The sequence below is a fragment of the Streptococcus sp. SM3 genome (assembly GCF_027497875.1).
Map to the genome: position 1 here is coordinate 1 of NZ_JAJNSA010000074.1, position 12,330 is coordinate 12,330.

Consider the following 12,330-nt stretch of genomic DNA (forward strand, 5'->3'; position numbering starts at 1 on the left):
AAGAAGATAACGATGACATTGGACTTAATCAAAATCAGACGGGATTTGCACCAAATCCCTGAAATTGGCTTGGAAGAATTTGAAACCCAAGCCTACCTCTTAGAGCGAATCGCAGAGATCACAGCGGGCAAGGACTTTGTCGAGCAACGGACTTGGCGGACCGGGATCCTGGTTTATCTCCATGGGTCTGCTCCTGAAAAAACCATTGGTTGGCGGACAGATATCGATGGCTTACCGATCGTGGAACAAACGGGCCTTGATTTTGCCTCCAAGCACGAAGGACGGATGCATGCTTGTGGTCACGATATGCACATGACGACAGCCCTTGGACTTTTGGATCAACTGGTCCAAGTACAACCCAAAAATAACCTGCTCTTTCTCTTCCAACCAGCTGAAGAAAATGAAGCTGGTGGAATGCTCATGTATAAGGACAATGCTTTTGGCGACTGGCTCCCTGATGAATTTTATGGTCTGCATGTGCGCCCTGATTTGAAGGTGGGAGACATTGCGACCAATACGGGTACCCTTTTTGCGGGGACCTGTGAAGTCAAGATTACCTTTACAGGTAAGGGAGGGCATGCTGCCTTTCCACATGAGGCCAATGATGCACTTGTAGCAGCCTCTTACTTCATTACCCAAGTCCAATCGGTCGTGAGTCGAAATGTCGATCCGATTGAAGGTGCTGTGGTGACCTTTGGTTCCATGCATGCAGGGACAACCAATAATGTGATCGCTGAGACAGCCTTCCTTCATGGGACCATTCGGACCTTGACCATGGAGATGAATCTTTTGACTCAAAAACGGGTCAAAGCCATTGCAGAAGGAGTTGCAGCAGCCTTTGATGTGAAATTGGACCTGGAACTCAAGCAAGGAGGCTACCTGCCTGTGGAAAACCAACCAGAATTGGCCAAAGAACTCATGGACTTTTTCACAGCTGAGGAAGACGTGAACCTGATTGATATTCTGCCTGCGATGACAGGAGAAGACTTCGGCTTTCTCTTGAGCAAGGTCCCCGGTGTCATGTTCTGGTTGGGGATTGATACCCCTTATGCCTTGCACCATCCAAAGATGAGCCCCAATGAGGCCGCCCTTCCCTTTGCTGTGGAAAACATTGGTAAATTTTTGAAAATGAAGGCTAACCAATAAAGGATTGATTCAACTCCGTCTGGAGTTGGATTTTTTCTTTGTTGTATAAAAACTGTTCGGATCTTTCCTAAAAAATGATACAATAAAAGCTAGACAAAAGGAGTAGGCATGAAGAAAACACTACGAAAAGAAACCATTGCAGCCATGAAACAGTTGCCAGAATCCGTGAAAACTCAAGCAGATGAAGGGCTGACTCAGCGCCTCTTGGAGCTACCAGCTTTTCAGGAGGCAAAGACCCTTGCGACCTATCTGTCTTTTGACCATGAAGTTTCCACAGCTGGCTTGATCCAAGCAGCTCTTCAACTTGGAAAACGCGTCTGTGTTCCCCGTACCTATCCACAAGGGCGAATGGAATTTGTGGAATACGATCCTAATATTTTGGAAAAGACACGCTTTGGTTTGCTGGAGCCCAATGAAAAAGGAAAGCTTGTGGATAAGTCAGAGATTGATCTGATCCATGTACCAGGCGTGGTCTTCCAGTCAAAAGGCTACCGAATTGGCTATGGTGGTGGCTATTATGATCGTTATTTGGAAGATTTTACTGGAAAAACGGTTAGTACGATTTATTCCATTCAGCAGAAGGATTTTCAGCCAGATACTTTTGATCAGGCAGTTCAGGAGGTGCTAGTCTATGAAGTTACTCTTTGATCGTCGTTATCCTGTGACCAGCATCTTATTGCTCGTCACAACGGCAGTCTTTCTTTCCATGTTTATCCGATTTGGAGGGGACTACCAAACAGGTGCTGCTGTTTACTATAGCGGTGGTATTATTGGAGAGGTTGTGAAAGTCGATCCTAGCCAGTTATGGCGAATCGTGACAGCTACATTTGTTCATATTGGCCTAGAACATTTTGTGCTCAATATGATCACCCTCTATTACTTGGGACGTTTGGCAGAAGATCTCTTTGGTTCCAAGGCTTTCTTGGTTCTTTATCTCTTATCGGGCATGATGGGCAATGTCTTTGTTGCTATTTTTACGCCAGATGTGATTGCGGCAGGAGCTTCTACAGCCCTCTTTGGACTGTTTGGGACCATTGGTGCTCTGCGCTTTATTGTCCAAAGTCCCTATATTCGCCACTTGAGTCAGTCCTATACCAGCTTGATTGTGGTCAATTTGATCTTTAGTTTCATGCCAGGAATCAGTATGGCGGGGCACATCGGTGGCTTAGTAGCTGGGGTCATGTTGGCTTATGTCTTTCCAGTAAGAGGGGAAGCTCTCTTTATGAACCGAACCTATCAGATGAGTGCTGCCCTATCTTATCTCTTGCTTTTGCTTTATTTCTTAGGTAAAATCTTGACTCTATTTTAAGAAGAGGCTAGGACAAAAGTCCTAGCCTCTTAATTGTTTTTGGATTGTCGAGCAAGACGCAGTGGTTGAGTGGGCTCTACTACGCTGATTTCATCAGCTTTTACAGCCCTACTCAACTGTGCGGAGGTGGGACGACGAAATCGAATTCTAACGAATTACCGATTTCTGTCCCACTCTCTTTTTTTCCTAAAAAATGTAGTGCAATCGTAAACTAACAGAAAATTGTTTGAAATCTCAATAAATATATATAATTTACATAGAAATGAGTTGATAGAAAGATAATTTAGGAAAAAATAGAATAAAAACAAGTCTGGTAAGCGTTTGCAAAAATAACTAAAAAGAGGTAGACTAGGAGTATAAAAAATCAGGAATAGTGCCTTTTTTAAAAGGGACATTCGAAAAGGAGATTTGCCATGAAGAAATGGTTGTTTAAACTTTCATTGGTAGCAATGACATTTTTGCTCCTACCAGTTCAAGCCGTTCAAGCCTGTTGTGGCTTTATCATTGGTCGGCAATTGACCAAGGATGGGACCACTCTCTTTGGTCGGACAGAAGACTACCCTTACTATCCAAATGGTGGCAAGCACAACAAGAATTATGTGGTTGTTGATGCAAAGAATTATAAGGAAGGGGATCAACTGGAAGACGAATCCAATGGTTTTACCTATCCACATGCTGCTAGTGAAATGAAATACACAGCGACTTATGACTCTGCTCGTGGAGATGGTAGTAACGGTGCTTTTGGTGAACACGGATTTAACGAAGCCGGTGTTTCTATGACCTCAACTGTTACAGCAATTCCAAACAAAAAAGTCTTGAAGACTGACCCGTTGACAGAAAACGGAATTCCAGAAGCTGCTATGTTGGACGTAGTGTTACCACGCGTTAAGTCTGCTCGCGAAGGAATCGAATTACTTGCGAAAGTCATTGAAGAAAAAGGTTCAGCTGAGGGGAATACAGTTGTTATTGCGGACCAGAAAGAAACTTGGTACATGGAAATTCTTTCTGGTCACCAATATGTAGCAGTAAAAGTCCCAGAAGACAAATATGCAGTCTTTGCAAATACCTACTACCTTGGTCATGTGGATTTGAATGACAAGGAAAATGTGATCGCTTCGAAAGATGTCGAAAAAGTAGCCAAAGAATCTGGTAACTACAAGACAGACAAAGATGGTAACTTCCATATCGCTAAATCTTATGGACCAGAAAAATATGCTGAAGGAGACCGTTCACGTACTTACGCAGGAATCACTCTTTTGGATCCAAAATCAAAAGTGACTTATGAAGATGATGAATACGAACTCTTCCGCTCACCAACAGATCCAAACAAGAAATTTACTTTGGAAGATGCCTTTGCTCTCCAACGCAACCGTTTTGAACATTTGAATGGTCGGTTTGTTCCAGACGATCAAATTGGTGTCAAGAAACAAGGGGATAATGGTAGCAATGATGCTGTTCGTAAAGACCAATACAAGTATGCTTTAGGAAACGAAAATGTCATCGATGCCCATGTCTACCAAATCAATCCAAACCTTCCAAAATCATTTGGTGGTACGTTATGGCTTGGTATGGGACCATCTCGGAACACTCCTTATGTTCCATTCTATGGTAATCTAAAAGATACTTACGAAGCCTTCAAACCTCAAACAGCAACTTATGATCCAAATTCATGGTATTGGACAGTATGGCATATTGACCAGATGGCCATCAATAATCAAGACCTCTTTGGAAAATCGATTCAAAATCACTGGAAAGCTCTCGAAGAACAATTGATCATTGAACAGAAGGTTAGTGATAGCAAATATGCAGCTTTGAAAGCTGATGAAGCTGCAGCAAAAGCAGTTGAAGATAAAGTGACTGAGGATGCTTTAGCTCGGTCTGAACGTCTCTTCAAACAATTCAAGCAATATGAGTCTGAATTATCTGCAACTCTTAAAGAAGCAGGTCGTACAGATGATCCATACCGTGCATCTTTGCCAGATGACTATAAGGATCCAACAGAATCAAGTACCGAGCCAAGCAAGGCAGAAACGAAGCCAAGCACAGAATCAAGTACCGAGCCAAGCAAGGAAGAAACGAAGCCAAGCACAGAATCAAGTACCGAGCCAAGCAAGGAAGAAACGAAACCAAGTACCGAAGCAAGTACAGAACCAAGCAAGGAAGAAACGAAGTCAAGCACCGAATCAAGTACAGAACCAAGCAAAGAAGAAACGAAACCAAGCACTGAGTCAAGTACAGAACCAAGCAAGGAAGAAACGAAACCAAGCACTGAGTCAAGTACAGAACCAAGCAAGGAAGAAACAAAACCAAGCACCGAAGCAAGTACAGAACCAAGCAAGGAAGAAACGAAACCAAGCACCGAAGCAAGTACAGAGCCAAGCAAGGAAGAAACGAAACCAAGCACTGAGTCAAGTACAGAACCAAGCAAGGAAGAAACGAAACCAAGCACTGAAACAAGTACAGAGCCAAGCAAGGAAGAAACAACACCAAGTAGTACAACTACTGTTGTTCCTACAAATAGCAACAGTGTTAGTACCGTTGGTCGCCCAGTTTTACCAACAAATTCATATATTTTAGTAGACCAGGCAACAGGTATCGTCTTGCAAAACCCTGATTTTGCTCAAGGTGGCTATAGTCTTCTTGTTGAAGTTTTGAAAGATGTCAAAGAACTAGCTGGTAAAGAGTACAAGGCATATAATATTCAATTATCGAACCAAAATAATCCTGTACATCAAATTAGTCCAACTGTTGTGACCATTCCAGTAAATAGCCAAAAAGAAGTAGAAGCAGTTTATGGTATCGGTGAAAATGGTCAATTGGAATCCTTCCAATTCCAACTAAATGAAGATAAGTCAGCCGTAACATTTACAACCTCTCATTTCTCAACTTATGGTGTAGTTTATAAATCTGTAGCAAAAATTGAAGAGAAGAAAGGTGAGAAAAAATTACCATCAACCGGTCAAAGTATTTCCATTGCGACAATGGTAGGCGGAGTTCTTTTGATAGTTTTTGGATTTGGCTACTACATCGAAAAACGTAGAACTCATTAAACGATACAGTTTATAATATATAACAAAAAAGGAAGTGAGAATGAAATCTCTCTTCCTTCTTTTTTAGTCTGCAGTTTGTTCAGATTCTTCTAATTGTTTTCCAAGATCAATGATATACTGTTTGAGATCCTCTTTAACCTGTGGATGCTTCAAAGCATAATCAATCGATGTTTTCATGAAGCCGAATTTGTCACCTACATCGTAGCGCTGGCCTTTAAATTCACGGGCAAAGACTCGTTGGGTCTTGTTGAGGGTGTCGATCGCATCCGTCAATTGAATTTCATTGCCAGCACCTGGTTCTTGATTTGCAAGAATGTCAAAGATCTCTGGAGTCAAAAGATAGCGGCCAATGATGGCGAGATCACTTGGTGCATCTTCTGGAGCTGGTTTTTCGACAAAAGTTTCAACGCTATAAAGACCATTGATGCCCTCACCTTGAGGTGCGATCACACCGTAAGAAGAAACCTCTTCGTGAGGGACTTCCATCACAGCGATAGTGGATGCATGGGTTTCATCGTAGTCGTTCATCAATTGTTTGGTCAATGGCAAGGCATCATCATTGGTGATGTCCATCAGGTCATCTCCCAACATGACAACAAAAGGCTCATTCCCAACAAAAGCTTTCGCCTGAAGAACAGCGTCTCCTAAACCTCGAGGGTGACTTTGGCGGATGAAATGAAGATTGATCGCTGTTGTATCATTGACCAACTTGAGTAAGTCAGTCTTACCTTTTTGCTCGAGGTTGTATTCCAATTCAAAGTTAGAATCGAAATGGTCTTCGATCGAACGTTTGGCCTTCCCTGTTACGACAAGAATTTCCTCAATTCCAGATTTCAGAGCCTCTTCTACGATGAATTGGATCGTAGGTTTGTCAACGATTGGCAACATTTCCTTTGCCAAAGCTTTGGTAGCTGGGAGGAAGCGTGTCCCCAAACCAGCCGCAGGAATGACTGCTTTTCTAACTTTAGTCATATAGTTTCCTTTCTAAAAGGTAGGATTGATGTTAGAGTGGTTGACTTATTTCCACTCGTTTTCTTCTTTAAATTCATTGCTCATCATGTGGTGGATGGCTTCACGGATATCTTTTCCTTCGTAGATGACTTGGTAAATGGCCTGTGTAATCGGCATGTAGACATCCAATTCTTGCGCCAGTTCATGGGCTACTTTGGTCGTAGAGATCCCTTCAATGATCATGCCCATGTTGGCTTCGATGTCTTCCAATTTTTCGCCACGTCCGAGAGCATCCCCAGCTCGCCAGTTGCGAGAGTGAACAGAAGTACCGGTAACGATCAAGTCACCAACCCCAGACAAACCGCTATAGGTCAAGGGGCTAGCTCCTAGCTTAACGCCAAGGCGCGTGATTTCAGCGAGACCGCGCGTGATGATAGCTGCTTTGGCATTGTCACCATAACCAAGACCGTGCAGGGCCCCAGCTCCGACAGCGATGATATTCTTCAAGGCTCCAGCAGTTTCCACCCCGATGACATCGGTATTGGTATACAGGCGGAAGTAGTGATTGCTAAAGAGTTCTTGAACATAACGTGCAGCTTCTAAATCTATTGAGGCAGCTGTAATGAGGGTGATGTCCCGTACGATAGTTTCCTCTGCATGACTTGGTCCAGAAACGACCACCACCTCGCTGCGAAGAGAAGCAGGAATTTCTTCTTCAAGGATTTGAGAAATTCGATCGTGTGTACCAGGTTCTAGTCCCTTGGAAGCATGCATGACTGTTACAGGGTGATCCAGTGTTTCAGCAACTTGTTTCGCCACCAAACGGGTCACCTTTGTAGGAACGACAAAGAGGATAGCGTCCACACCGTCCAAAGCTGCTTTCAAATCAGTCGTAGCAGTGATGTCTTCGCTAATAACGATATCTTTGAAATAGCGTTGATTGGTATGAGCGGTATTGATTTCATCGATTTGTTCTTGGATATTTCCCCAGAGACGGACTTCATGGCCGTTATCATTGAGGACTTGTGAAAGGGCTGTTCCCCATGAACCAGGACCCAATACTGCAACGGTTTGTTTTTCCATTGTATCTTCCATTTCTATGTCTATTTTTCAACAAGGCTAGGAATCTAGCGCTTGCGCCTTCGAAACAGCCTAATGTGTGCCTTGAAGGACGATTCTATTTTCCTCTCTATTTTAACATAATATAGGTAAAAAAACTTGTATGATCATCAATTGTTTTGTGAGGAAGGTGAGGGTGATAAATAAAATCTATCACGGTTTTAAAAAATACATATTAGACACTATCACTAATGGGTGGTAAGATAAGTAGTAGTTAAAATGAAGGAGGAATGAATATGTGCAGAACAATTGTTGGAGTATCCGCTAATCTCTGTCCGGTTGACCCGGAAGGGAAAAACCTTCATTCCTCCGTGTCTAGTCAATTTGCGGAAGGAATCCGTCAAGCAGGTGGGCTTCCAATGGTCATCCCGATGGGAGATCTTTCCTTGGTTAAGGACTATGTTGAAACGATTGACAAATTGATCTTAAGTGGAGGCCAAAATGTCGATCCTAGTCTCTATGGTGAAGAAAAAACCATCGAGAGCGATGATTACAATATCGAACGGGATCAATTTGAGCTTGCCCTACTGAAGGAAGCAGTACGCCAAAACAAACCGGTTCTAGGAATTTGCCGTGGGGTTCAGTTGATCAATGTGGCTTTTGGAGGAACACTCAACCAAGAGATCGAAGGGCATTGGCAAGGACTTCCATTTGGGACTTCCCATTCCATCCAGACTAAAAAAGGCAGTGTGGTAGAGCAGCTTTTTGGGCAGGCCAGTCGGATTAATTCTGTGCACCGTCAAAGTATCAAGGATCTCGCGCCAAATTTCCGTGCGACCGCCTTTGATCCGCGCGATCACACCATCGAAGCCATTGAAGCAGTAGACGGCCATCGGATTATGGGCTTGCAGTGGCATCCAGAATACTTGGTCAATGAAGAAAAAGGGAATTTAGAACTCTTCCGTTATTTATTACAGGAATTATAAGAAAAAGAGAGGTTGGACTGGTACCAACCTCTCTTTTGGTATGGTTATTACTATCTAGAAATAGTAAGGGTTTTGTGCTAGAATAGGAACTACAATTGGGAGGTATTGATAGAAATGAAACTTGCTAAGACACTGAACCGTAACTATTTATGGTTGCTTCTAGGTTCTTATTTTGTGGCCATGATGGTCAATCTATTAAGTTTTTCAACAAAGGAATTATTTCTAGAACTTGGTAAAGTGGGATGGACCCATACGGTCCTTGCTTTGTTCGTTAGTTATCCTATTCTTTGGTTTTTGACGGAGAGCAAGAAGTATATCTGCATACAAAAATTGAATCTCTGGTTCGCGGCAGGTATCCTATTTATTTCTATTTTGAAAAGTCCGAGTCTCTTTATGTCATTGGGCCTAGTGTTGCTCTCACTGGTCTTGTTTCTATATTTTTATTTAAGAAAAGAAACAATCGCTTATATCTTCTTAGCGGTAAATATCTTGTCTTTTCCGAAATTGTTGCTACAAACCAGTGCCAATCTTCAAGATAAGGAACTGGGAATCTTTACGTTTACGATTTCTGAATCGAAGTTGCCTACTTTGATTTGGCCAGTATTAGTAGCCGTTATCGTTGCCGTCCTGATCGGTTTCGTTCTCTATAAGGTTTCTTTGGCTAAAGTCAATGAAACCTGGGTTCGCAGACTCACCGTGGTGACAATAATCAGTGGTATTTTCTACGTGATCTATCTATCGGTTGTGGCCTATTATAAGATTAAAGCCAATGCGGTGTCTTCCTTTGATATTGGAATTTTTTCGCAGATGTTTGAGAGAATGAGACATGATTTTTCACAAGTCACCACCCTTGAAAGAGATAGGGCCTTATCGCATTTCGGAGTCCATATTTCTCCAATTTATTATTTGATCTTGCCCTTCTATATGCTATTTCCTTATGTGGAAACGTTAGATATCGCTCAAACAGTGATTGTATTTTCTGCAGTTATCCCGCTTTGTTTGATTCTAAAGAAAATACAATTGCCAAAAGTCATGACGCCGCTCGTGCTTGCCCTCTTTTTTGTGACTCCGGTCATGACAACGAGTGGTGGATTCCATTTGCATGAAAATTGTTTTTTGCCACCATTACTACTCTGGTTGTTCTACAGCCTGATTTCTCAGTGGCGTGGAAGAACTATCTTGTTCACCTTGTTGCTCCTTTTTGTGAAAGAGGATGCCTTTGTCTACGTGCTGTCCTTAGGACTTTATTTTGCTTTTCAACATCGTTTTATCTTCGAGGCCAAGTTTAAAAAGTGGTTGTATCTCAGCCTGTTCGCCTTACCGATACTTTATTTTGCATTTGCCATGTTCCTCTTAGCAAGATATGGCGAAGGAGCCATGGTTTCCCGATACAATAATCTATTATTGAGTGGCGAAAACGGTCTCCTGATGGTTGTGAAAAATGTAGTCCTAAATCCGCTTTATGTTTTGGGAAGTCTATTTACAGCGAAACGACTTGGCTACCTCTTTTTGGTCCTATTTCCTTTTAGCTTTTTACCACTGATTCAGCGACGTTGGTCTACCTATTTTCTGATGTTGCCCCTTTTTCTCATTAATTTATTGATGGATTGGCCTTACCAATATGATATTGGTTTTCAGTATAGCTATGGTTCGGTCACGCTTCTGTTTTTGATGGCTTTATTGTCTATCGATCAATTAAGCAAGAACCAGTTGGCATCAGATAATATTTTGGTGGCTCTACTAGCTTCTTCCATCATTTTTTCAAGCGCCATTCTATATAGTTTTACGCATAACTGGAATTTTGAAATCCAATACTATCAAACACGTAAAGACTATTTTGATGGGCTCGAAAAGACCCTGCAGGCTATCCCTAAAGATAAAGCGGTCTTAGCAGCAGGTGGCTATACGCCGAGTCTTCGAAGCCATGAAAAATTGTATGATATTTTCTACCATAATGACAAAAAGCTTGATTCTAAGATTGACATAGTGGTAGTTCCAAGGGAAATGCAAGAGGAAAAAAATGGCTATTCTGAAACAGCCACTCTAAATCTCTATAAAGAATCAGGGTATAAAGAAAGCAACTTATCTACAAAAGATGTGTTGATTTTGGAAAAATAACTGTTTGAAGGAGGAAGAGTTACTTAGAAAAAATTCACAAGCCAAATAGCCCTTAAATCTACAAAAAATGGATTTTTTGTTCAATAATCTTGACTTTCTCACTATGTTTTGCTATATTATATGCGTTGATTTATAAAAAATCAGCCTAGAAAGGGAGAAAAAATGAAAAAGTTAGCAGTTTTTTTGTCAATAGTTTGTTCGCTATTGATTGTGTCATTGACACTTTTTTCTAAAACTGTACAGGCGGAAACGTCTAAAAAAGTCGATGTCATCACGGAGATCAAGATCCAAAATAGCAAAGGTGAAGAATTAGCAACCGGTCTTGGTCAATGGGACACTTTCCGTCTTAATGCAAAGTTTGCTTTGGAAGGAAAAGACGTTAAAGCGGGAGATACGACGGAAGTAGTTATTGCTTCTCCAATTGACATCAAATCTCAAGATTTTGAGATTAGAGATCCTAATATTACAGATCCAAAGGAAAACAACTTGATTGCCAAGGCGAAAGTTGATGCAAAAACTGGTAAGATTGTCTTGACATTTACTGAATTTGTTCAAAAGAAAAATGACGTTTCAGGTTCATTCTTCTTCTACGCTGGTGTTAACAAAGATAAATTCCCTAACGATGGTGAAGCGCCAGTTAAGGTTTCTGTTAACGATAAAGTGAAATTCACTGGTAAGGTAACAAGTAAAGTTGGTGACGTTGGTAATAGTTTCCCAATCTTTAAATCTGGGTGGACTGTTAACAACAACAAAGAACTTGGATACAGAATCAATATCAACAGAACAAATCAAGTAATCAACAATGCAGTGGTTTCTGATACGCTCCAATCAAAAGGAGTTACTTATCGTAAAGGAAGCTTCAAGATCCTCAAAGGTACTTGGGAATATGCTGGTGGTAAATGGACTCTTAAAAACCCACAAGACGTTACGGCTGACTATACTGTAAATGCAACTGATACGTCATTCTCTATCAACTTTGGTAACCTTGGGAAGGACGACCACTTTGTAGTAGAATACCAAGCTGATATAAACTATACTGCTGTTGATGGAGAAAGAATTAAAAACCTTGCAACTATCAGAGGTGATGGTTTAAATCCCGAAGATAAACGTAATAATGCAGAAAATGGTGTCAACATCCAAATCGCTGGTGGTACAGGTATCGGTTATGAATTCAGTATTAAAGTAACAAAAGTAGACGAGAAGAATGGTCCACTTAAAGGTGCGAAATTCCAAGTTATCCGTGCAACTAACCAAGATATCATCGGTGAGTTTGATACAGATGCTAATGGTGAGTTCACTGTTAAGAACATCTTGCGTGACAAATACATCATCAAAGAAATCAAAGCTCCAGAAGGTTATGACTTGGCAGCTGATACTGTAGTTGAAGCTGGTGAATTCACAACACCAAAAGCTCCAGTTGCTAAAACTATTGTAGACCAAAAGACTACAACAACTACAACAACAACTACTACAACAACTACAACTACAACGACTACTTCAACAACAACAACAGAAGAGCCAACAACGACTACTTCAACAACAACAACAGAAGAGCCAACAACGACTACTTCAACAACAACAGAAGAGCCAACAACAACTACTTCAACAACAACAGAAGAGCCAACAACAACTACTTCAACAACAACAGAAGAGCCAACAACAACAACTTCAACAACAACAGAAGAGCCAACAACAACTACTTCAACAACAA

Annotated in this window: 9 protein-coding genes and 1 pseudogene; 8 read left to right on the top strand and 2 right to left on the bottom strand. The window is 41.4% G+C overall.

The genetic code is table 11. From position 1 onward, the window contains the following. The first annotated feature begins 12 nt into the window (after positions 1-12). The 5 genes and pseudogenes from PAN06_RS10195 (at position 13) to PAN06_RS10215 (ending at position 5,505) form a co-directional block, all read left to right on the top strand. Positions 13-1,146 carry an N-acetyldiaminopimelate deacetylase gene (locus PAN06_RS10195; RefSeq protein ID WP_070464994.1) on the top strand — a complete coding sequence of 378 codons (1,134 nt, stop codon included), beginning with the start codon at positions 13-15 and terminating at the stop codon, positions 1,144-1,146. 108 nt (positions 1,147-1,254) lie between these two features. Beyond that, complete coding sequence (locus PAN06_RS10200; protein ID WP_269796230.1) at positions 1,255-1,794, top strand: 5-formyltetrahydrofolate cyclo-ligase; 540 nt, start codon at positions 1,255-1,257, stop codon at positions 1,792-1,794. Next, entirely contained in the window at positions 1,778-2,455 is a 678-nt protein-coding gene (locus tag PAN06_RS10205) for a rhomboid family intramembrane serine protease (protein ID WP_269796231.1), read from the top strand. Before PAN06_RS10200 ends, PAN06_RS10205 begins: the two co-directional genes overlap by 17 nt. A gap of 413 nt (positions 2,456-2,868) precedes the next feature. Further along, positions 2,869-4,452 (top strand): annotated as a pseudogene (locus PAN06_RS10210) (C69 family dipeptidase); the annotation flags it as partial. 753 nt (positions 4,453-5,205) lie between these two features. Then, complete coding sequence (locus PAN06_RS10215) at positions 5,206-5,505, top strand: LPXTG cell wall anchor domain-containing protein (RefSeq protein ID WP_268930489.1); 300 nt, start codon at positions 5,206-5,208, stop codon at positions 5,503-5,505. A gap of 63 nt (positions 5,506-5,568) precedes the next feature. Here PAN06_RS10215 and galU read toward each other — a convergent pair whose 3' ends face one another. Continuing rightward, positions 5,569-6,477 (bottom strand): UTP--glucose-1-phosphate uridylyltransferase GalU, encoded by a 909-nt coding sequence (galU, locus tag PAN06_RS10220; RefSeq protein WP_023919781.1) that lies wholly within the window; start codon positions 6,475-6,477, stop codon positions 5,569-5,571. 45 nt (positions 6,478-6,522) lie between these two features. After that, on the bottom strand, positions 6,523-7,539 hold the full coding sequence (locus PAN06_RS10225) for an NAD(P)H-dependent glycerol-3-phosphate dehydrogenase (protein WP_023919779.1): 1,017 nt from the start codon (positions 7,537-7,539) through the stop codon (positions 6,523-6,525). Between the two features lie 272 nt (positions 7,540-7,811). Here PAN06_RS10225 and PAN06_RS10230 point away from each other — a divergent pair, with 272 nt between their 5' ends. From PAN06_RS10230 to PAN06_RS10240, 3 genes are all read left to right on the top strand, one after another. After that, the gene (locus tag PAN06_RS10230) at positions 7,812-8,501 is read left to right on the top strand and encodes a gamma-glutamyl-gamma-aminobutyrate hydrolase family protein (RefSeq protein ID WP_269796232.1); all 690 of its coding nucleotides are present in this window, start codon (positions 7,812-7,814) and stop codon (positions 8,499-8,501) included. Positions 8,502-8,615: 114 nt separating this feature from the next. Further along, entirely contained in the window at positions 8,616-10,619 is a 2,004-nt protein-coding gene (locus PAN06_RS10235) for a DUF2079 domain-containing protein (RefSeq protein WP_269796233.1), read from the top strand. 162 nt (positions 10,620-10,781) lie between these two features. After that, the coding region (locus PAN06_RS10240) for an Ig-like domain-containing protein (RefSeq protein ID WP_269796234.1) at positions 10,782-12,330 on the top strand (1,549 nt) is incomplete at its 3' end.